Annotated in this window: 20 protein-coding genes and 1 pseudogene; 16 read left to right on the plus strand and 5 right to left on the minus strand. The window is 63.7% G+C overall.

Translation table 11 applies throughout. From position 1 onward, the window contains the following. Nucleotides 1-15 precede the first annotated feature (15 nt). Nucleotides 16-414, plus strand: a complete 399-nt coding sequence (locus JQ628_RS31205; RefSeq protein WP_212229476.1) for a gamma-glutamylcyclotransferase family protein — start codon at nucleotides 16-18, stop codon at nucleotides 412-414. 138 nt (nucleotides 415-552) lie between these two features. Here JQ628_RS31205 and JQ628_RS31210 read toward each other — a convergent pair whose 3' ends face one another. Then, entirely contained in the window at nucleotides 553-1,107 is a 555-nt protein-coding gene (locus tag JQ628_RS31210) for a chlorite dismutase family protein (protein WP_212229484.1), read from the minus strand. A 287-nt stretch (nucleotides 1,108-1,394) separates the two neighbouring features. Here JQ628_RS31210 and dnaG point away from each other — a divergent pair, with 287 nt between their 5' ends. The 6 genes and pseudogenes from dnaG to JQ628_RS31235 all read left to right on the plus strand — a co-directional run bounded on the left by dnaG (nucleotide 1,395) and on the right by JQ628_RS31235 (nucleotide 8,815). Next, complete coding sequence (gene dnaG, locus JQ628_RS31215; protein WP_212229486.1) at nucleotides 1,395-3,398, plus strand: DNA primase; 2,004 nt, start codon at nucleotides 1,395-1,397, stop codon at nucleotides 3,396-3,398. Nucleotides 3,399-3,841: 443 nt separating this feature from the next. Then, nucleotides 3,842-5,977 carry an RNA polymerase sigma factor RpoD gene (gene rpoD / locus JQ628_RS31220; RefSeq protein WP_212229488.1) on the plus strand — a complete coding sequence of 712 codons (2,136 nt, stop codon included), beginning with the start codon at nucleotides 3,842-3,844 and terminating at the stop codon, nucleotides 5,975-5,977. A 271-nt stretch (nucleotides 5,978-6,248) separates the two neighbouring features. Continuing rightward, a complete protein-coding gene (locus JQ628_RS34655) occupies nucleotides 6,249-6,518 on the plus strand; it encodes a hypothetical protein (protein ID WP_249128636.1) in 270 nt (89 codons plus the stop codon). A 24-nt stretch (nucleotides 6,519-6,542) separates the two neighbouring features. Next, nucleotides 6,543-6,760: pseudogene (locus JQ628_RS31225) on the plus strand (sigma factor-like helix-turn-helix DNA-binding protein); the annotation flags it as partial. A 277-nt stretch (nucleotides 6,761-7,037) separates the two neighbouring features. Then, entirely contained in the window at nucleotides 7,038-7,418 is a 381-nt protein-coding gene (locus JQ628_RS31230) for a thiol-disulfide oxidoreductase DCC family protein (protein ID WP_212229491.1), read from the plus strand. Then, nucleotides 7,418-8,815, plus strand: coding sequence for an MFS transporter (locus JQ628_RS31235; RefSeq protein WP_212229493.1), 1,398 nt, complete (start codon nucleotides 7,418-7,420; stop codon nucleotides 8,813-8,815). The genes JQ628_RS31230 and JQ628_RS31235 overlap by 1 nt, the downstream gene beginning before the upstream one ends. 9 nt (nucleotides 8,816-8,824) lie before the next feature. Here JQ628_RS31235 and JQ628_RS31240 read toward each other — a convergent pair whose 3' ends face one another. Next, entirely contained in the window at nucleotides 8,825-9,094 is a 270-nt protein-coding gene (locus JQ628_RS31240; RefSeq protein WP_212229495.1) for a hypothetical protein, read from the minus strand. 220 nt (nucleotides 9,095-9,314) lie between these two features. Between JQ628_RS31240 and JQ628_RS31245 the strand changes: the two genes are divergently transcribed. Then, nucleotides 9,315-10,280 carry a DUF817 domain-containing protein gene (locus JQ628_RS31245; protein WP_212229497.1) on the plus strand — a complete coding sequence of 322 codons (966 nt, stop codon included), beginning with the start codon at nucleotides 9,315-9,317 and terminating at the stop codon, nucleotides 10,278-10,280. 95 nt (nucleotides 10,281-10,375) lie between these two features. Here the strand turns inward: JQ628_RS31245 and JQ628_RS31250 are convergent, their stop codons facing one another. Continuing rightward, nucleotides 10,376-10,612 carry a hypothetical protein gene (locus tag JQ628_RS31250; RefSeq protein ID WP_212229499.1) on the minus strand — a complete coding sequence of 79 codons (237 nt, stop codon included), beginning with the start codon at nucleotides 10,610-10,612 and terminating at the stop codon, nucleotides 10,376-10,378. Between the two features lie 69 nt (nucleotides 10,613-10,681). Here JQ628_RS31250 and JQ628_RS31255 point away from each other — a divergent pair, with 69 nt between their 5' ends. From JQ628_RS31255 to JQ628_RS31265, 3 genes are all read left to right on the plus strand, one after another. Then, the gene (locus tag JQ628_RS31255) at nucleotides 10,682-10,942 is read left to right on the plus strand and encodes a DUF2442 domain-containing protein (RefSeq protein WP_212229501.1); all 261 of its coding nucleotides are present in this window, start codon (nucleotides 10,682-10,684) and stop codon (nucleotides 10,940-10,942) included. A 76-nt stretch (nucleotides 10,943-11,018) separates the two neighbouring features. After that, nucleotides 11,019-11,819 carry a lytic murein transglycosylase gene (locus JQ628_RS31260; RefSeq protein WP_212229503.1) on the plus strand — a complete coding sequence of 267 codons (801 nt, stop codon included), beginning with the start codon at nucleotides 11,019-11,021 and terminating at the stop codon, nucleotides 11,817-11,819. A 293-nt stretch (nucleotides 11,820-12,112) separates the two neighbouring features. Next, nucleotides 12,113-12,913: a lytic murein transglycosylase gene (locus JQ628_RS31265; RefSeq protein ID WP_212229511.1), complete on the plus strand. Its 801-nt coding sequence runs from the start codon at nucleotides 12,113-12,115 to the stop codon at nucleotides 12,911-12,913. Between the two features lie 153 nt (nucleotides 12,914-13,066). Here the strand turns inward: JQ628_RS31265 and JQ628_RS31270 are convergent, their stop codons facing one another. Further along, the gene (locus JQ628_RS31270; protein WP_212229513.1) at nucleotides 13,067-13,906 is read right to left on the minus strand and encodes an SDR family NAD(P)-dependent oxidoreductase; all 840 of its coding nucleotides are present in this window, start codon (nucleotides 13,904-13,906) and stop codon (nucleotides 13,067-13,069) included. A 122-nt stretch (nucleotides 13,907-14,028) separates the two neighbouring features. Here JQ628_RS31270 and JQ628_RS31275 point away from each other — a divergent pair, with 122 nt between their 5' ends. The 5 genes from JQ628_RS31275 to JQ628_RS31295 all read left to right on the plus strand — a co-directional run bounded on the left by JQ628_RS31275 (nucleotide 14,029) and on the right by JQ628_RS31295 (nucleotide 18,224). Then, nucleotides 14,029-14,436, plus strand: a complete 408-nt coding sequence (locus tag JQ628_RS31275; RefSeq protein WP_212229515.1) for a response regulator — start codon at nucleotides 14,029-14,031, stop codon at nucleotides 14,434-14,436. 45 nt (nucleotides 14,437-14,481) lie between these two features. Then, on the plus strand, nucleotides 14,482-15,120 hold the full coding sequence (locus tag JQ628_RS31280; protein ID WP_212229517.1) for a LysE family translocator: 639 nt from the start codon (nucleotides 14,482-14,484) through the stop codon (nucleotides 15,118-15,120). Nucleotides 15,121-15,846: 726 nt separating this feature from the next. Beyond that, on the plus strand, nucleotides 15,847-17,076 hold the full coding sequence (locus JQ628_RS31285; protein WP_212229531.1) for a GGDEF domain-containing protein: 1,230 nt from the start codon (nucleotides 15,847-15,849) through the stop codon (nucleotides 17,074-17,076). A gap of 36 nt (nucleotides 17,077-17,112) precedes the next feature. Continuing rightward, complete coding sequence (locus tag JQ628_RS31290; protein WP_212229539.1) at nucleotides 17,113-17,730, plus strand: peptidoglycan recognition protein family protein; 618 nt, start codon at nucleotides 17,113-17,115, stop codon at nucleotides 17,728-17,730. Between the two features lie 5 nt (nucleotides 17,731-17,735). Then, a complete protein-coding gene (locus JQ628_RS31295) occupies nucleotides 17,736-18,224 on the plus strand; it encodes a hypothetical protein (RefSeq protein ID WP_249128638.1) in 489 nt (162 codons plus the stop codon). 244 nt (nucleotides 18,225-18,468) lie between these two features. Here the strand turns inward: JQ628_RS31295 and JQ628_RS31300 are convergent, their stop codons facing one another. Continuing rightward, nucleotides 18,469-18,816, minus strand: coding sequence for a hypothetical protein (locus tag JQ628_RS31300; RefSeq protein ID WP_349628146.1), 348 nt, complete (start codon nucleotides 18,814-18,816; stop codon nucleotides 18,469-18,471). Nucleotides 18,817-19,356 lie beyond the last annotated feature (540 nt).

Below are 19,356 nucleotides of genomic sequence, written 5' to 3' on the forward strand. Positions count from 1 at the left end.
GTTAAACACCGCGCCATGTCCTCCGATCTTCTCTTCGTCTACGGCACCCTGATGCGCGGCTTCGACCACCCGATGGCGCGGCTGCTGTCGGCCAATGCCGACTTCATCGGCGAAGCCCGCTGCTGCGGCCGGCTTTACCTCGTGAAGCACTACCCCGGCCTCGTGCTCTCGGAAGATCCCGCCGACATCGTCCACGGCGAACTCTTCCGCCTGCGTGAGCGTGAGGCCATGCTGCGCGAATTCGACATGTATGAAGCCTGCGGCGAAAACTTTCCGCAGCCGACGGAATACCTCCGCCGGATGCTGCCGCTCACGCTTGGCGACGGCAGCGCGACCGAGGCGTGGACCTATGTCTACAACTGGCCGGTGACGAAACTGCCGCGGATCGAGACGGGACGGTTTTTGGAACAGTAATTCTCGTGTCCCGGACGCGGTGCAGCGTTCTTCACGCTGCTCCGCAGAGCCGGGACCCACACTTGCTTCCGCCTGACGATGGGCCCCGGCTCTGCACAGCGGCACTTCGCGCCGCAGTGCGTCCGGGGCACGGCAGCGTCACTCCATCAGTTGTAGCCGCACATCCACTTCGCGCTCGACAAATTTCCATTCTTCCGTCGCGCGCAGCATCGCGACCAGCTCCTCGAACTCCGCGGCGTGCTCGGGCGCGTATTCGAACCAGGTGAGGAAATCGAAGGGCTCGCCGAGGTCGCGGCAATGAAAGAGCTGCCGCGCGATCTGCGGCAGGTATTTCAGGCTGCTCGCGATGTGCTGCGATTTCGCTTCGAAAATCTCGCGCCGCTCGTCCTGAGCCAGTTCCCACCACGCCGCCGACTTCCGGATAGGGATCAGCGCGGCGCAGGTCGCCTCCTTCCGCCCGAGCGCGGCCTGCTTTTCCGCCAGTTGCTCTTTCTCGGTCTTTTCGACATAGCGCACATGGCCGGCCACGCCCACGAGCCGCCAGGCGGTCGCCGACGGCAGGATCGGCAGCGCGATCGAGGCGCTCTGCGTGATCGCGAGCGCCGGCACGGACGCAAAACCTTCGCCCTTGACCGGCGAATTCAGCGTCACCCGCCAAGCCCCGCTCTGTCCGCCTCGGAAGGTTGTGAACATGGTTGCATCCAACCGCGGAACCGGGCTGGGAGCAAGCGCTTCCGTCATTCCGGAGCGTGCGAAGCGCGAGCTACAGGGCGCAATTGCGCCTTGGAGAATCCATACTCACGATAGTGGTTATAGATTCCGGGCCTGCGCCTCACGGAATGACACGTGGAGGGAGCGTGCTCCGGAAATGACAGGGTGTGAATAGCAGGGAGAATCCTCGCTATTGCCGTATTTCGCGGGGGCTTCCCTATATCCCTAGCCGGTTCGCCACGACTCAATCGCCGCGCTAGAATCCACCCATGCGCTTCACGCCACAATTCCTCGAAGAGCTACGCGCCCGGCTTCCGGTTTCGGAAGTCGTGGGAAGGCGCGTCAAGCTGAAGCGGGCGGGCAAGGAGTGGAAGGGGCTCTCGCCGTTCCAGCAGGAGAAGACGCCGTCGTTTACCGTCAACGACCAGAAGGGATTTTACCACGACTTTTCCTCGGGCAAGCACGGCAACATCTTTGACTTTGTGATGGAGACCGAGGGCGTCTCCTTCCCCGAGGCGGTCGAGCGCATCGCCTCGATGGCGGGCGTGCCGCTGCCGGCGGTGACGCCGGAGGCCGCGCGGCAGGAGCAGCGCCGCAAGACGCTGCATGACGTGATGGAGCTGGCGGCAAAATTCTTCCAGGATACGCTGGCCTCCCGCAATGGCGCCAAGGCGCGCGGCTATCTCGCCGATCGCGGGATTTCGCCGGCGACGCAATTGCAGTTTCGTCTGGGCTATGCGCCCGGCGAACGCTTTGCGCTGAAGGAGCATCTCGGCGCGCAGGGGATTTCCACCGAGGACATGGTGGCCGCGGGCCTTCTGATCGGCGGCGACGACATCCCGGTGCCTTACGATCGCTTCCGCGACCGCGTGATGTTTCCGATTGCGGACTTGCGCAATCGCGTCATCGCGTTCGGCGGGCGCGCGCTCGAAAAGGACGTTTCGGCAAAATATCTCAATTCCCCGGAAACCCCGCTCTTCCACAAGGGCGACAACCTCTACAACCACGCGCCCGCACGCCAGGCCGCGTATGACGGCGCGCCGCTCGTCGTGGTCGAGGGCTATGTCGACGTCATCGCGATGGTGACGACGGGTTTTGCCGCCTCCGTCGCTCCGCTTGGCACCGCGCTGACCGAAAGCCAGCTCGCATTGCTCTGGAAGATGGCGGACGAGCCTATTCTCTGTTTTGACGGCGACCGCGCCGGGCAGAAAGCGGCGTACCGCGCGGCCGACATGGCGCTGCCGCATCTCAAGCCGGGAAAGAGCCTTCGCTTTGCATTGCTGCCGGAGGGGCAGGACCCTGACGATCTGGCGCGCTCCGGCGGCCGCGGCGCGATCGAGGAGGTGATATCAGCCGCGCGCGGCCTTTCCGAGGTGGTCTGGTCCCGCGAGATCGAAGGCGGAAACTTTGCCACGCCCGAACGCCGCGCCGCGCTGGAGGCGCGCATCGGCGAACTCACCAACGGCATTCGCGACGATGTCGTGCGCCGCTACTACCGCCAGGATTTTGGCGAGCGTCTCGCGCGCAGCTTTGCTCCCGAGACCGCGCGCGGCGGGTACAACGGCGGCAATTTCCGACAGCGCCCGGGCGAATCACCCCGCCGTTTTGCCCCTCGCGGGGCGGCTCCGGGGGGCCGGTTCGGCGGCAAGGGGGCCGGAAGGCAGGGGATAACTCCCACCCTTTCGGGCGGCCCGTATCAGGCGGCGAGCCCGCAACTGGCGGCAAGTCCGATCATGCGCGGCCAGCGCTCGGCAATGTCCCGCCGGGAGGCGCTGATCCTCAAAATCCTGGTTAACCACCCCTGGCTCTTGCACGACCATCTGGAGGAAGTGGCGGCGCTGGAGCTGGCGCATGGCGAAGCCAACAAGCTGCGCGCCGGCATCATCGCGGCGTTCGCGGCCGAGCATCACCACTCGCCTGACGTCGAGGAGCAGGCCGAAAAGATGCGCGCCGACCTCGAGGGGAGGGGATTTTCTCCTATTCTTCAAAGGGTTGAACGGGCAATCACGACCCAAGCCGTGTGGGGCGCGCAAACTGGCGCGGCGCGCGAGGACGTTCTTTCCACCTGGCACCAGCTCGTCTCCTTGCATCGCCAATGGCACTCCTTACTTAGGGAGCTGAAAGATGCGGAGCTGGCTTTGGGAGAGGACCCCAGCGAAGCAAATCTTTCGTGGCTGCGCGACGTAAAGGCCCGCATGACGGAAGCTGATGGCACCGAGGCCCTGATCGAGGGTTTTGGCGAGCTTTCCGGGCGGTTCCAGCGCAGCGTCTAGCGCATGAAATCATGCGCAAAACAAAGAATTTCGGTCCCTCAGGTTCAAAAATTAATGCGGACGGCGGCGGCCGGACCCATTAAAAGACTCGCCAAATCCGTGGTTTGGCGGCAAAAACAGGGTTAAGCGAAACTTAACGGAACGCACCTCTATTGGTGCATCGATCAGCGATGACGTGATCCGGGGTGGCGATATCTGCGCCGCCCCTTTTGCGCACCAGATCAATCGCAAGACCATCGAGAAACGGGTTCCCGTCTTTCGCATGAGTCATGCGCATAGGGTAGGGGGGACGAAAAGTTGTCCCCGGGCATGGTCGGACCAGACCATGCCCAAACAAAAACGGGGGGAGGACGTTCTCCTAGGACGTCGTCCCGAGAGTTTGGTTCGACAGACGGTGCGCGGCTAGGCGCATCTTCGCGAAAAGCGCGTTCGGAGAGCATTGAATGGCCACCAAGGCAAAGACGCTGCAGGTCAAGGACAAGGAAAAAGACGACAAGGCCGCGGACGCCCCCGAGAAGGACTCTGCCGACGCCCCGTCGCCCTTGCTCGACCTTTCGGATGCCGCCGTCAAGAAGATGATCAAGCAGGCCAAGAAGCGCGGCTTCGTGACCTTCGATCAGCTCAATGAAGTCTTGCCCTCCGACACCACCTCGCCGGAGCAGATCGAGGACATCATGTCGATGCTCTCGGACATGGGCATCAACGTCACCGAGGCCGACGACGAAGGCGAGGAAGAGGACAAGGACTCTGGCGACGACGATACCGACAACGAGCTTGTCGAGGTCACGCAGAAGGCCGTCACCGAGGTCAAGAAATCCGAGCCGGGCGAGCGCACCGACGATCCCGTGCGGATGTATCTGCGCGAGATGGGCACGGTGGAGCTGCTCTCGCGCGAGGGCGAAATCGCGATCGCCAAGCGCATCGAGGCCGGCCGCGAGGCGATGATCGCAGGCCTCTGCGAAAGCCCGCTGACCTTCCAGGCCATCATCATCTGGCGCGATGAGTTGAACGAAGGAAAGATTTTCCTGCGCGACATCATCGATCTCGAAGCCACCTATGCCGGTCCCGACGCCAAGGGCGGCCTCAACCCCGCTATCGCTGCTCCCGTTGGCCCCGACGGCCAGCCGCTCGCGGCCGCCAACGGCAATGGCGAAGCCGTCGCCACCGCCGCGCCCGCGCATGTCGCCCCGCCCGCTGCGCCGCCGGCCGCGACGCCCTTCCGTGCGCCCGGCGCTGACGCCGAGGGCGAGGAAAAGGATCCCGGCGAGGCCGCGGCCGAAGCCGACATGGACGACGACGAGTTCGAGAACCAGATGTCGCTGGCCGCCATCGAGGCCGAGCTCAAGCCGAAAGTGGTCGAAACCTTCGACAAGATCGCCAGCGAGTACAAGAAGCTGCGGCGTCTTCAAGAGCAGGACATTGCCAACCAGCTCCAGAGCGAGTCGCTCTCGCCATCGCAGGAGCGCAAGTACAAGAAGCTGAAGGACGAGATCATCGTCGAGGTGAAGTCGCTGCGCCTCAACCAGGCCCGCATCGACTCGCTCGTCGAGCAGCTTTACGACATCAACAAGCGGCTGGTCTCCTTCGAGGGCCGCCTGCTTCGCCTCGGCGACAGCCACGGCGTCGCCCGCGATGATTTCCTGCGAAACTACCAGGGCTCGGAGCTCGATCCGCGCTGGCTCAACCGCGTCTCGAAGCTTTCGGCCAAAGGCTGGAAGAATTTCGTCCATCACGAGAAGGACCGCATCAAGGAGCTGCGCGGCGAGATTCAGCAGCTCGCGGCTCTGACCGGCCTCGAGATCGGCGAATTCAGAAAGATCGTGCACGGCGTGCAGAAGGGCGAGCGCGAGGCCCGTCAGGCCAAGAAGGAGATGGTGGAAGCCAACCTTCGCCTCGTGATCTCGATCGCCAAGAAGTACACCAACCGCGGCCTTCAGTTCCTCGACCTGATCCAGGAAGGCAACATTGGCCTGATGAAGGCGGTCGACAAGTTCGAATACCGCCGCGGCTACAAGTTCTCGACCTACGCCACCTGGTGGATCCGGCAGGCGATCACCCGCAGCATTGCGGACCAGGCCCGCACCATCCGCATCCCCGTGCACATGATCGAGACGATCAACAAGATCGTGCGCACGTCCCGCCAGATGCTCAACGAGATCGGCCGCGAGCCGACCCCGGAAGAGCTCGCCGAAAAGCTCGGCATGCCCCTGGAAAAGGTGCGCAAGGTCCTCAAGATCGCGAAGGAGCCGCTCTCGCTCGAAACCCCGGTCGGTGACGAGGAGGACTCACACCTCGGCGATTTCATCGAGGACAAGAACGCGATCCTCCCGATCGATGCGGCCATCCAGTCCAACCTGCGCGAGACCACCACGCGCGTGCTGGCCTCGCTCACGCCGCGCGAAGAACGCGTGCTCCGCATGCGCTTCGGCATCGGCATGAACACCGACCACACGCTGGAAGAAGTCGGCCAGCAGTTCTCGGTGACGAGAGAGCGCATCCGCCAGATCGAGGCCAAGGCGCTGCGGAAGCTGAAGCATCCGTCACGGTCGCGGAAGCTGCGGTCGTTCCTCGATAACTGATTTTGTAAGTCAGTATTGACTGTCATTGCCGGGCTTGACCCGGCAATCCATCAAGCAAAAAAAAGGCGGGCGAAAGCCCGCCGTTTTTGTTTGTTCCTGCCCATGGTGGACTGGACGCTACCCTGGTTGCAGTCAGAAGACGGAAGCGCATCCCCCAGATCGGGCCGCCATTGATCTACGTCAACGTCGAAGAACTGCCGGCGCTCAGGTTGGATCAGCCGCACTTGAGGCGGCGCAGTCACGTTCGCACGTGCGATGAGGGAGGAGCACCATGCAGCAGCGAAAGGGTCTTTCGACCAGATCAGTGACAGTTACGGGAATTGCAGCCAGCATCCTGTTGGGGCTTGCGGGAGCCACTCTCACGCCGGCACCCGCCGAGGCGGTTATTTACTGCACCTATGTTGGCTATCCGGTAGGTTGCGTCACAAGAGCCGGTGTCGTGCTCAGGCCTCGTCCGGTGGCGCGTGCTGCGGTCCGGGGTGCTACGGCAGGCCCCGGCAATTGGAACGGCGGCATCAATCGCGTTGGCGTGCGGCGGTAAAAGGCGATCCTGTTCGATCCGGGCGAAACCACCAGGCGCGCGCTGGCGTTGCTCACCCCGCGCGAAGAACGCGTGCTGCGCATGCGCTTCGGCATCGGCATGAACACCGACCACACGCTGGAAGAGGTGAGCCAGCGGTTCTTGGTGACGAGAGAGCGCATCCGCCAGATCGAGGCAAGGGCGCTGCGGAAACTGAAGCATCCGTCGCGGTCGAGGAACTGCGGTCGTTCCTCGATAATTGAGCTGAGTCGAACGAACAGGCGCGTTCAGATATTTCTTGTTGCAATGGCGGCCTTTGTGGTCGCCATTTTTGTGCGCGTATTGATGTCGCGTCGACGCGTAGGTGGTCTGCGCATCGCTTCGAAGAAGCTGTGCTCTACCCGCTCAATAACTTCTGACAGATTTGGAATGTTGGGTGTTCTTGATTTGCGTCTGTTCGGATGGTTCATATCTGCAGCTTCGTTGCAAGATCGGTTTCACAAGAGTTCGGTGAGCCGACTATAGCGGAAAATGCCGACGATGACCGGTCCCTCTCTCACCATTTGGTACAACACTCGCTGCCCCGTCTGCGACGCCGGCATCGACTGGCAACGCAACAAGCTGCTCGCCGCCGTTCGCGCCGGCACCATCGAATTCAGCGACATCAACGAACAACCCGACGCGCTCGCGCAATACGGCGCCTCGCTCGATGACATCCGTCGCCGCCTGCACGCCACCGATGAGGCCGGCCGCCTGATCGTCGGCGCGGATGTTGCGGTTGCGCTGTGGAGGCTCACGCCGGGGCAGGGGTGGCTGGCGGCGCTGCTCGGCAATCGCCTGACGCTGCCGGTCACGCGCTTTGTCTATGACCGCTTTGCCGACATACTGTTCGCCTGGAACAGGCGGAAGGGGCGGTGGTGATGGCCAAAGCGTTTTCAAGCGAAGACGGTACCGGTTCGCGTGAAGAAAACGCGTCAAATAGAAAAGGCACCCATAGCGATTTCGTGCCGGTGCTGATCGCCTGCTGCTTGGCTATGCTGGCGGTGGGCGACAACTCCACCGCGATCATGGCGGGGCTGCCGGAGATGACGGCAACCTTGCGGCTCGGTCCCGGCGAGGTCGAATGGGTGGTCAATGCCTATCTGCTCACGGCCGCCGTATTCATCGTCGTCGGTGGCGGCGCGGCGGATCAGTTCGGCGCGCGGCGGTCTTCCATTGCCGGCATCGTGCTGTTCGCGCTGGCGTCGCTCGTCATTGCGCTGGCGCCATCGGGCCTTGTTGTGATTGGTGGGCGCGCGTTGCAGGGGCTAGGTGCCGCGTTTGCCGTATCGGGCACGCTGGCGGCGGTGAGCGAGGCCGCGCCCGATGCGCGCCGCGCGGAGGCGATCGGCACCTGGACCGGCTTTTTGATGCTCGGCTTTTCCCTCGGATCGCTGATCGGCGGCGCGGTGACGCATTACGCCGGCTGGCGCTTCATCTTCTGGCTGAACGTCATCGCGATGGTGCCCGCCGCGCTAATGCTGCTGCGCCATCCGGCTAACCGTGGCCAACGCAAATCCTCGATGGATTGGGCGGGACTGTTGGGGCTCGCCGTCTTCATGGTTTCGCTGATATCGGGGCTCCAGGCGCTGGCGCATGTCCGCAGCAATCCGTTTTCCGCCATCATCCCGCTGGCGCTGGCCGCGATCGCCTTCGCATTCCTGGTGCGCACCGAGACGCGCCGCCCGCAGCCGCTGGTCGACTTCGCGCTGTTCGCGAACCGAACCTTTGCCGTCGCCGCAGGCCTCCTCTTCCTCGTGATGTCAGACATCATGACGCTGCTGCTCTACTACAATCTCTTCGCGCAATCCGCCGGCGGCCTCGGCCTGTCGTCCATCGCGGCAGGCCTTTCCCTGCTGCCGCTCTCGGCCGCTTTGTTCGGCTTTGCGCGCGCAGCGCCTTCGATCGCCGCGCGGTTCGGCATGCGGCACATGCTGACGGGCGCCTCGCTGCTGCTGGCGCTCGGCTGCATCATAACCTTCCTGTCGCTCCATCTCGAAGCCAAATTCGCAGTGCTGCTCCCCGGCCTGTTCGTCTCCGGCATCGGCATCGCGTTGATCTACGCCTCGGCTCCGCGCCTTGGGCTGTCGGCGCTGCCGCCGCAACAGGCGGGCAAGGGCTCCGGCATGCTCAATTCCTGCAGCTTCCTCGGCGGCACGGTCGGCGTCACCTTTGGCGGAATTTTATTTGCGCTGGCCGGCTTCGCCGGCGTGCTCGCGCTGCTCGGCGCTTCTGCGCTCGCCAGCGCCGCGCTTTGCCTGCGGCTGAAGGCAGACTGAAGGTCGTCGCTAGCTGCGGGCCCGTCTCAGCGCCTTCAGCGCTGCAACCGCCTCCACCGTCGGCGCCCCGGCATGATCGGCGCGGATCATCCACCAGCGATACCGGCGCGGCTCGCGACGGTTGAGGATTCCCCATGTCCAGGCCAGCGCGCGCCGGACATTGCCGTCGCGATCCGCCAGCCAGATGCGATCGGCGCTCACCGGAATGGGCGTTCGGTCGATACTTTTCCAGCCCCGCTCGTCGGCCTTCGACGCCCGCCTGATCCGTTTCCAGGTCATCACGAAAATCCTCGTGTTGCCGCCCGCTCCCATTCTTGCGAGCGCCATCACCACGTCTCAACCAACGACTTCTTGAAGGTCGGTCCGCCCCGTGAATGCGCGAAGCAGGCGGGCGACATCTTCTGCGCGCGCGGCAGCACGCGGGCCGTACCTGAAAATGCTGGAAAGCTGCACATCCACGCCGCGTTTCGACCGCGATCGATCATGATCCTCCGCGTGCATGCATCACGCCCTCGACGATCCATCTCGCATTCGTGAACCCAACAGCAGCGCCGCCGCCATCTGGCCGCCGCTGCGCCGCTTCATCGCGGGCGAGGCGCGCCTCGGTCGCTCCATGGCGCGGCGGCAATGGACGGCAGCGCTATACGAATTCCTGCGCTTCGGCGCAAAACAGGGCTGGGCCTGCCTGTTCGGCGGCACCGCGATCGCGCTGATGCTCGCCACCTGGCGCTGGTATCCCGCGCACGCGCCGCTCGCGCGCTACGATTTTCTCTTCCTTTGCATGATCGCGGTGCAGGCCGTGCTGCTAGCCACGCGGCTGGAGACGCTGGACGAGGCAAAGATCATCCTGATCTATCATATCGTCGGCACGGTGATGGAAATCTTCAAGACGTCGGTCGGCTCCTGGATCTACCCGGAGCCGAATTTTTTCCGCATCGCCGGCGTGCCGCTGTTCACCGGCTTCATGTATTCCTGCATCGGCAGCTATATCTGCCGCTGCTGGCGTCTGTTCGATTTCCGCTTCACGCATCACCCGGCGCGGCTGAGCCTGATCGTCTTCAGCCTCGCCATCTACGTCAACTTCTTCTCCCATCATTATGTAGCTGATGCGCGCTGGCTGCTGTTCGCCGTTGCGATCGCCCTGTTCGGCCGCACCACGATCCATTTCAAGGTCTGGCACAGCCACCGCGCGATGCCGCTGCTGTTTGGCCTCGTGCTGGTGTCGGCCTTCATCGGGCTGTCGGAAAATGTCGGCACCTTCACCAAAACCTGGCTCTATCCCTCGCAGCGCGAGGGCTGGTCGATCGTATCGATCGAGAAGCTCGGCTCGTGGTTTCTGCTGCTGATCATCAGCTACACGCTGGTAAGCCTGATCAACGCGCCACGGAGGTTTGCTGCGCAGGTCGATGTGCGCCGGCGGACGGCCACAGGAGCCGCAAGTCAGGTCACCAATCCGTCATCCTGAGTCTGGCTCAGAATGTAGCTAATGAAGTCGGGGTCTCCGGGGTGTTCGTCATGCCCGGCCAGGACGAGAAGCGATGCTTGCGCTCGCCGAAAGCGCTACTTCTTCTTCGCCCCGACCCGGCTGATGCTCTTGATCGCCAGCGTCGGACGGCCGGATTTTTCCGCGATCTCGCGGTCCTGCTCCATGATATATCCGCGCGCCGGCTCGTCGCCATCGAGCCCGCCGAGCAGCTCGGACGGCACGCGCCGGTTGGAGCGTTGGGAGTCGTCCTCATAAACGACATTGAAAAAGGCAAACTCGCCTTTGGGATTGGTCCCGGGTTTTTTGGCCATGGCGGGCTTTTGGTCGATAGACGTTGCGCTGTCAAAGAAAATTTCAGGAAGCTTCGAAACAAGTGTAAAATGGCCATCGCGATGGATCACGTTGTCAAAATCGAATGCCTTGCTGGATATTGTGTGCGCGCGACATTCAGAGACGGCATGACCGGCGAATATGACTTCGCCGAAATTGTCCGGAGAAGCGGGCCAATGGTCGAACCGCTGCGGGACCTCACCTTTTTCAGGCGGGTCGCGCTGGTGGATGGAGCCCCGACGTGGCCGAACGGCTACGATGCTTGCCCGGACTGGTTGCGGCTCGAAATCGAAAGTGCGCGCAATATTTGATCCGGCTTGGCGCGAGACAGGGAAAGATCGTTGCGCTAAGCTGCTCTGCGGGCGTGCGGCAAGCTAGGGAATTTTGATGACCGAGAGCAAGAGATTTACTGCGGCCACCTTTCTGACTTTGGCTTTTCTCGCAAGTATTGGCTCCAACGCCCACGCCGCCACCTGCGGCAGCTCCGCCGGCGGCTATGAGGCCTGGAAGCAGCAATTCGCCGGCGAAGCCCGTGCCAAAGGCATCGGCGCCAATACCATCCAGGCGTTGATGGCGACCAACTACGCGCAGGCGACCATCAACGCCGATCGCGGCCAGCGCAGTTTTTCTCTCTCGCTCGAAGCGTTCCTGGCCAAGCGCGGCGCCAACGCGATCGTCTCCAAGGGACGCCAGTTGCGGCGCTCGCAAGCCGCGCTGTTCTCGTCGATCGAGCAGCGCTACGGCGTGCCGCCGGGGCCGCTGCTGGCGATCTGGGGCATGGAGACCGGGTTCGGCAGCCAGCGCGGCAACCAGAACATGCTCGCCTCGATCGCCACGCTCGCCTATGACTGCCGCCGCTCGGCCTATTTCACCGAGCACCTTTACGCCGCGCTGCAATTGATCGATCGCGGCGCGCTGTCGCCGTCGCAGCGCGGCTCGATGCACGGCGAAGTCGGTCAGACCCAGTTCATGCCGAAGGCGATTCTGGCTTATGGCACCGGCAATCTCGAGAACGCCGCCAACGCGCTTTCGTCCACTGCCAACTTCCTGCGCGCCCATGGCTGGAAAGCCGGCGCCGGCTATCAGCCGGGCGAGCCGAATTTCGCCGCCATCCAGGCCTGGAACGCCGCCGGCGTCTATCAAAAAGCCATCGCCCTGATGGGCCGCCAGATCGACGGCGGGGAGTAGGCACCGCACCAACCGTTTGTCGTCCCTGCGAACGCAGGGACCCATAACCACCGGCGGTATTTGTTGAGTCAAAGCCGTCTACCATCCTGCCTTACAGATCCGCCGCAGCGTATGGGTCCTGCGTTCGCAGGGACGACGATGAGGAGAGACCACCGACCTCTCCACCGTCATTGCGAGGAGCGCAGCGACGCGGCAATCCATCTTCCCCCGTGCGGCGATATGGATTGCTTCGTCGCTTTGCTCCTCGCAATGACGCATGGCATGATCCCGACCAGCCTCATTCAGGGATTCGCATGCGCAAATTTTCATTCGCCATTTTCCTCATCCTCTTCATCACTGCCACCCCCGCACTTGCCGCCCGCTGCGGCGGCGACTTCAACGCCTTCGTGCAGGGCATGGCGGCGGAAGCGCAGGCCGCCGGCGTTTCGCAAGCCGTGATCAGCCAGGCCTTTGCCGGCATCACCCAGGATCCCGCGGTGCTCGCCTTCGACCGCCGCCAGCGCGGCACCTTTCGCAAAACCTTCGAGCAATATGTCGCCACCCGCGTCGGCCCCGGCCGCATCAATATGGGCCGGCAGATGCTCAAGCGTCACGGCTCGCTGCTGTCTCGCATCGAGCAGAAGTTTGGCGTACCCGCCGAGATCATCGTGGCGATCTGGGGGCTCGAATCCGACTTCGGCAAGGGCGACGTCGGCAAGATGCCGGTGGTCCGCACCTTGATGACGCTGGCGCATGATTGCCGCCGCACCGAGCTGTTCCAGGGCGAACTGCTGGCGGCGCTGAAGATCGTGCAGCGCGGCGATCTGCCCCTGAGCGACCTGGTCGGCGCCTTTGCCGGCGAAATCGGCCAGACGCAATTCTTGCCGTCGTCCTACATCAAGTACGGCGTCGATTTCGACGGCAACGGCCACGTCGATCTGCGCCACTCCGTCCCAGACGTGCTCGCCTCCACCGCGAACCTCCTGCACGTCGCCGGCTTCAAGATGGGCGCGCCCTACGAGGAGGGCACCCCGAATTTCGAAGCCATGCGCGAGTGGAACAGGGCTACGGTGTATCGCAAGACCATCGGCTATTTCGCCGATCAGTTGCGCTAATCTCTTCCCTTCTCCCCTTGTGGGAGAAGGTGGCGCGAAGCGCCGGATGAGGGGTTGCCGGCCACGCGCACTGCCGTCGCGGAGAGAACCCCTCACCCGTCCGCGATGCTAGCGCATCGCGTCCACCCTCTCCCACAAGGGGAGAGGGAAGACTCACTTCCCCGCATTCGCCATCTTCTCGATCCGCCGCTGCAGCACCGCCCAGTACGTCGCCGGCCGGAACCGTTGCAGCAGGTCCATGAACCGCGCATCGCCGCCGATCAAAATCCGCGGCTGGTTCTTCTCGATCCCCAAAATGATCCGCTGCGCCGCGGCCGCCGGCGTCGTCTTCGCCATTGCATCGAAGCGTTCGATCGATTGCGCGCGCCGCGCGTTGTCGGCAATGCCTGCGCCGGTGCGGGAATTGCGCACGATGTTGGTGAGAACCCCGCCGGGATGCACCACCGACAGCCGCACAGAACTGTTCGCGATCGCCAGTTCATGCCGCAGGCTTTCCGAAAAGCCCCGCACTGCAAACTTCGCCGCGCAATAGGCGGTCTGGCCGGGCGGGGCGACAATCCCGAAGATCGAGGAGAGGTTGACGATATGCGCGGCCGGCCGTCCCGACAGATGCGGCAGGAAGGCGCGCGTCGCATGCACCACGCCCCAGAAATTGATGTTGATCAGCCATTCCATCTGCGCCTGCTCGATTTCGTTGAACTGGCCGAGCAGGGCGACGCCGGCATTGTTGATGAGGATGTTGAGCGCGGGATGCGCGGATGTCGCCGCAGCCGCAAATTCCGCGATCTGGTGCGGTTCGCCGACGTCGACCCGGTGCACGCTGACCTTGCGCGGGCCCTTGCCGATCTCGGCGGCCACCGCCTGAAGGCCCGCCTCGTCGCGGTCGGCCAGCGCCAGATCGCAGCCGCGCGCGGCAAGCTCGAGCGCCAGCGCCCGGCCGATACCGCTGGCCGCGCCCGTCACGGCGGCCGCGCTCCCGGAAATTGCGGTCATCCCATGCTCCCTTGCGATGGTCCGGTCACCGGCCGGTTCCCCACTTTTCTGTAATTGGAACCGAACAATCCAGCAAATCGCGTTTTAACCTGCATTACTTTTTTCAGAACGGGAGGCAGCGCATGGGACAGTCCAGATCATTCCGCGCGACCGCATTGATCGTGGAGGACGATCCGATGCAGCGGGAGATGATTTGTCTGTTGCTGGAAGAAAGCGATTTCAACGTCATCGAGTGCGAGAGCGCCGAAGCTGCCGAGGCCGTGCTGGAGCAGCATCCCGAAAACCTCGTGCTGATGATGACCGACGTGCAATTGGCCGGCAACATGAATGGCGCCGAGCTCGCCCATGTCGCCAAGAAATACAATCCGGAGCTTGACGTGATCGTCACCTCGGGAAACCCGCTGCGGCACGCTTTGCCCGAGGGCGCGCAATTCTGGAAAAAGCCCTGGGCGCCGCTGGACGTGATCCGCGAGGCGGAGAAGATGATGCTGCAACTTCACGCCGGCGAAAGACGTGAACGCCGGCATTGACGGGGGCCGCTTCCGCGGGCCGCGCGGTCGTGATATGGGCACGGCATGACGTTGTCGTTCCTTCTGACCTCGCTGATCGTGGTCGCCTCGCCCGGCACCGGCGTGCTCTACACGCTGGCGGTCGCGCTCGCGCAGGGCTCGCGCGCCAGCGTCGCGGCGGCCTTTGCCTGCACGCTCGGGATCATCCCGCAGATGCTGGGTGCCATGCTCGGCCTTGCCGCCGTGCTGCACACCAGCGCGCTGGCTTTTGCGGCCCTGAAATGGTGCGGCGTGGTCTATCTGCTCTACATGGCCTGGCAGGCGCTGCGCGAGACCGGCGCGCTGGCGATCGAGGCGCCGAACGGGCAGGGACCGACCAAAAGACCGGCGAAGGCACGCTCCACCCGACGGGTGATCGTCACCGGCATCCTGATCAACGTCCTCAATCCAAAGCTCTCGATCTTCTTCCTCGCCTTCCTGCCGCAATTCATCGCCGCCGACGAGCCGCACCCGCTGGCGCGGATGCTGGAGCTGAGCGTCGTCTTCATGCTGATGACCTTTGCGGTGTTCGCGGTCTACGGCGTGTTCGCAGCGTCCGTGCGCGACCGCGTCATCAGCCGGCCGAAAGTTCTGGCCTGGCTCCGCCGCAGTTTTGCCGCGGGTTTTGCCGCCCTCGGCGTGCGTCTCGCGCTGTCGGAGCGATGATCGCGGTCATCGCGCGCGCACTCGATTCCTCACCTCGATCGCGTGCGCAAAAGTCGAGAGAGCGGACGCTGTGGACGAAAATTTCAAAAAATGGGTCTCAAAACACATAACATCTGTGGATAACGCCATGACACCGGCGTGACAGCACGCGGCAGCAGCCTGCGAATCTGCTCGAAATGTCAGCGAGGATGTTGCGAGGTTGGCCCTCCGCCACAAGCATTCCTCGGAGTCGCGTTCAATCCATTAAACCCTTGAGAGGATACTATGGCTAAGAAAGCGAAGAAGGCCAAGAAGGCGAAGAAGGCGAAAAAGGCGAAGAAGGCCAAGAAGTGATCCAAGCCCGGGTGGAGCGCGCCACGCGCGCTCTGCCCGGGCACCCGGTTCAGGGGTTGGGTGCAAAAGACGGCGGGCTGCGGCCCGCCTTTTTGATTCCGGGATGCGTGCGAGCCGTCAGGCTCGCAGCGATTGTCCCGACGACGCCCGCTCTCCGAGAGGGTTAACAACGCGCCAACGCGGCCGCACAAACCACGCCGCCGGCCGGGCCGGACCGCTCCCCCATTCATCAATTCAAAACCACGGCGCGCTTTAGACGGCCGCGGAAAGGACCCGTTAAGCGCCACCGCTGCAAGCTGCCCGTAAGACAGCGGGGATTGTCTGCGGACGGAAACGTCCGGGTGGGCGCAATTTATAACAGGGGAGACGGGGCCATTTCGTCCCGGGTTCGCGATGCTGAGCGTTCCGACGCTGTGGACGGTATTCGTCATCAATTTCCTGGCGCTCGGCCTGATCTGGGCCTACGTCATGCGCTGTTATCCGTCCTTCGATGCCGCACGCTACTGGACCGGCTCGGCGTCGGTCGCCGCGGTCGGCGCGACGCTGGCGATGCTGCGCGTGGTTTTCCCGGACTCACTCGTGCCGCTGCTGTTTGCCGGGACCGCGCTGGTGCTGGCGATCTGCCTCGCCGCGATGGGCATCCGCAAGTTCTATCGTCAGCCCATCTCGTGGCGCGGTACCCTCGTGCTCACAGGCACGACCTTCGCCGCGCTCTCCTTCTTCATCTTCGTCTACGACAGCGTAGCCGCGCGGATGACCATCTTCACGATCGCCCAGGCGCTGCCGATGGCGCTGAGCCTGAAACTGTTGCTGTCGCCGCATGAGGGCCGGGTCAATCCGGGCGCGCGGCTGGCGGGGATCGTCATCATTCTCGTCCTGGCAATTTACACGGTCAGGCTGTTCGCCGCCGTGACCGGCGTCGGTGGCGGCATCTCCTATATGGAGTTCGGCCCGGTGCAGTCGGCCGTGATCCTCGTCCTCGTGTTCCTGTCGATGTCGCTCAATTTCGGTTTCCTGCTGATGGCGATGGATCGCCTGCGCAACGAGGTCGCCGACCTCGCGCTGCTCGACGATCTCACCGGCGTCGGCAACCGCCGCCATCTGGTGCAGCGGCTGACCGAGGAATGCGCGCGCTCGGAACGCTCGGGCGAGCCGTTCGCGCTGCTGGTGATCGATCTCGATGGTTTCAAGGGCATCAACGACACCCATGGCCATGCCGCGGGCGATGCCTGCTTGCAGCATTTTACGCTGATGGCGCAGACCCGCCTTCGCCCCGGCGACATGCTGGCGCGCACCGGCGGCGATGAATTCTGCATCGTGCTGCCGTCTTCCACCTTGCGCGAGGGCGCCATGATCGCCCGCCGCGTGCTGGAAGTTTGCCGCACTGACGCCGAGCAGTGCGCCGGCAAGGACATCCCGATCTCGGTCTCGATCGGCGTTGCGCAATGGACGCGCGAGATCGGCTTCTATCCCGACCGGCTGATCGCCGCGGCCGACCACGCGCTGTATGAAGCCAAGCGCGATGGCCGCAACCGCTTTGCCGCCTACGACCCGGCCCCGCCGCCGGCGCCCGTGCTGGCTGCGCCAAAAATGCCCGAACTGGACCTGCGCAAGCGCGCGTAAAGCGTGCTATCGAAACGCTTCATGGGGTCGTCGTTCATGAAGCTTCGTCTGCTGGCAATCGCGCTTGTCGCCATCGCCGCTTCCGCCTCCGCACGAGCCTCCGACCTCGCGACCATCGCGCGCGCGTCGGGTACGCCCGACATTCCCGGCCTGAAAATGGTCTGGCTCGCCCCCTGGGGCGACCTCGCCAACGCGCATCCCTGGCGCAACATCATCGTGCACCAGACCGAAGGCCCCGCGGGCTCGGCGCGCGGCGGCGCATTGCTCCAGAACAAGAACCCGACCCGGCGCGGCGTGATGGTGTGGGTCGAGACCGACGGCACGGTCTACTGGGCGGTGGCGGAGAATCTGATCCCCACCCATGGCGATGGCGCCAACCGCAACGACAACAAATACATCGACAACAAGCCGACCTACCGCCAGGTGGTCGGCAACAATTCGGTCGGCGTGGAATTCGCCGGCAACTATCCCGACGTGACGCGCGGCCCGACCGAGGCGCAGATCGCGGCGTGGAAGATCCTCGTCAAGGTGCTGCGCGCCCGCTACGGCATCCCGCTCGAGCGCGTCTACGCGCACAACTGGATCGACTACAAGGACGCGCGCTATTGCGAAGGCTGCGCGCTGGCAACAATGGCGCGGGAGTGGGGAGAGTAGGGATCATGAGCGAACGGACGATGGCTGCGCCGCTGCCGCAGGCGCGCGGCATCAGGGCTTTCAGCGCCGTGCCGGCGTTGGCGCTGCTGCTCTGCGCATCGCTGCTGACGGCCCTGGAAGTGCCGAGCAAGCCGTTCCTCGACAAGAACAGCTTCTATCTCTCCTCCGCCGGCTTCCGCGTGCAGGTCGCCAATGACGAAGCAGGGCGGAAGGCGCTGCATGCGCTGCCGCCGCATCGTTTCGTCATTCATCGCACCGCTGGCGGCGTGCGCTATCTCTATGCCGAGCCGAATCACTGCGTCTGCATCTTCATCGGCACGCAGGAGGCGTATCTGAATTACCGCGATATCCTGGCGAAGCCGATCCAGCAGCCGGACGATGTCGCGCCGGACTACAAGACGCAGGCGAGCGCGCTGCTGTATGGCGACCCCTATGACTGGGACAGCCTCAACCAGCCGACCAGCATCGCGGATTATTTGGCAACGTATTACTAGGCCACTGCTCTTTCCACACGTCGTTCCTGCGAACGCAGGGACCCATACCGCGTTGTGCTCTCGGTTGAAACGAGGTCGCCGACGCCATCGTAAACCAACATTCGCCACGGCGTATCGGTCCCTGCGTTCGCAGGAACGACAGGGGTGGGTGTAGCAGCAACCCTTCGTAAAAAACAAAAGGCCGGCGTTGCCGCCGGCTTTCGTCATCCCGAATCCGCCGGGCTTTCACGCTCAGGGGAATGCCTCAGCGGAATGCCTTGGGCAGGTCGGCCGAAGGCTTGGTGACGATCTGGTGCGCGTCGCGCCAGATCACTTCGCGCTGGCGCGAGGTCGTAATCGTGCGCACCGGCAGGCCACCCTCCTCAAGCAGCCATGCGCAATAGCGCGCGCGGCTGACAGCCTCGCGGGCCTGAGGATCGAACCAGCAAATGCCCCAGATCGAATCGCGCCGCTTGAAGTGACGCGCGATGCGCCCGGGAATCGGCAAATGCTGTCCGAACCAGTCGAACTGGTCGTGGAGCTCCTGCCGAATCCAGTCGGGGCAGTTGTTTCGCTGGACATACCAGGCCGCACGAAAGAAGCCGCTCTCCACGCGGCTGTGCGGGTGGATGAGCGGTGTAACGAACCGCAAATACATGACGACACGGCGCGACGCCGTGTTGCGTCACGCCCCTCGTAGCCGGATTTATTGAACGGAAGAACGGCCGCGACGCGGCGCGGCGTTCAGCTCATTGACCGATTGCCGATCACCGATGGGTGGCGGCGGTCAGAACGTGTCGATCTCGATTTCATGCCGCCTCCCTGAAAAAAGCGTCGGACAAAAAGCGGCGCGACAGCGCGCCGGGCCGCAGCACATACACCGGCGCGCGTTCGGCGACAAGCGCAATGATTTGGGAAATGATCGACGGGGGAAGCATTGACCAAAAAAGTGCGCGCGGCCTCGAGCGCCGGCCCCTCCACACGTCGTCCCGGCGAACGCCGGGACCCATACCGCGTTGTGCTCTCGGTTGAAAAAAGGTGGCTGACGCCAGCGCAAGGCAACATCCGCCGCGGCGTATGGGTCCCTGCGTTCGTGTTTGGTCCCTGCTGATTGGTTGGATGGAATCGGTGTAGAACGAGGTGTGGCCTTTGT

This window comes from Bradyrhizobium lablabi (assembly GCF_018129385.1).
In the GTDB taxonomy this organism is placed as follows: domain Bacteria; phylum Pseudomonadota; class Alphaproteobacteria; order Rhizobiales; family Xanthobacteraceae; genus Bradyrhizobium; species Bradyrhizobium lablabi_C.

Bases quoted from the DNA above. Each gene is read 5' to 3' on its own strand.
- JQ628_RS34655 (WP_249128636.1), top strand. From the start codon at position 6,249: ATGCAGCAGCGAAAGGGTCTTTCGACCAGATCAGTGACAGTTACGGGA.
- JQ628_RS31260 (WP_212229503.1), top strand. From the start codon at position 11,019: ATGACCGAGAGCAAGAGATTTACTGCGGCCACCTTTCTGACTTTGGCT.
- JQ628_RS31250 (WP_212229499.1), bottom strand. From the start codon at position 10,612: ATGGCCAAAAAACCCGGGACCAATCCCAAAGGCGAGTTTGCCTTTTTC.
- JQ628_RS31210 (WP_212229484.1), bottom strand. From the start codon at position 1,107: ATGTTCACAACCTTCCGAGGCGGACAGAGCGGGGCTTGGCGGGTGACG.
- JQ628_RS31245 (WP_212229497.1), top strand. From the start codon at position 9,315: ATGCATCACGCCCTCGACGATCCATCTCGCATTCGTGAACCCAACAGC.
- JQ628_RS31230 (WP_212229491.1), top strand. From the start codon at position 7,038: ATGACCGGTCCCTCTCTCACCATTTGGTACAACACTCGCTGCCCCGTC.
- JQ628_RS31295 (WP_249128638.1), top strand. From the start codon at position 17,736: ATGAGCGAACGGACGATGGCTGCGCCGCTGCCGCAGGCGCGCGGCATC.
- dnaG (WP_212229486.1), top strand. From the start codon at position 1,395: ATGCGCTTCACGCCACAATTCCTCGAAGAGCTACGCGCCCGGCTTCCG.
- JQ628_RS31265 (WP_212229511.1), top strand. From the start codon at position 12,113: ATGCGCAAATTTTCATTCGCCATTTTCCTCATCCTCTTCATCACTGCC.
- rpoD (WP_212229488.1), top strand. From the start codon at position 3,842: ATGGCCACCAAGGCAAAGACGCTGCAGGTCAAGGACAAGGAAAAAGAC.
- JQ628_RS31240 (WP_212229495.1), bottom strand. From the start codon at position 9,094: ATGACCTGGAAACGGATCAGGCGGGCGTCGAAGGCCGACGAGCGGGGC.
- JQ628_RS31270 (WP_212229513.1), bottom strand. From the start codon at position 13,906: ATGACCGCAATTTCCGGGAGCGCGGCCGCCGTGACGGGCGCGGCCAGC.
- JQ628_RS31235 (WP_212229493.1), top strand. From the start codon at position 7,418: ATGGCCAAAGCGTTTTCAAGCGAAGACGGTACCGGTTCGCGTGAAGAA.
- JQ628_RS31255 (WP_212229501.1), top strand. From the start codon at position 10,682: ATGGCCATCGCGATGGATCACGTTGTCAAAATCGAATGCCTTGCTGGA.
- JQ628_RS31285 (WP_212229531.1), top strand. From the start codon at position 15,847: ATGCTGAGCGTTCCGACGCTGTGGACGGTATTCGTCATCAATTTCCTG.
- JQ628_RS31290 (WP_212229539.1), top strand. From the start codon at position 17,113: ATGAAGCTTCGTCTGCTGGCAATCGCGCTTGTCGCCATCGCCGCTTCC.
- JQ628_RS31280 (WP_212229517.1), top strand. From the start codon at position 14,482: ATGACGTTGTCGTTCCTTCTGACCTCGCTGATCGTGGTCGCCTCGCCC.
- JQ628_RS31275 (WP_212229515.1), top strand. From the start codon at position 14,029: ATGGGACAGTCCAGATCATTCCGCGCGACCGCATTGATCGTGGAGGAC.
- JQ628_RS31205 (WP_212229476.1), top strand. From the start codon at position 16: ATGTCCTCCGATCTTCTCTTCGTCTACGGCACCCTGATGCGCGGCTTC.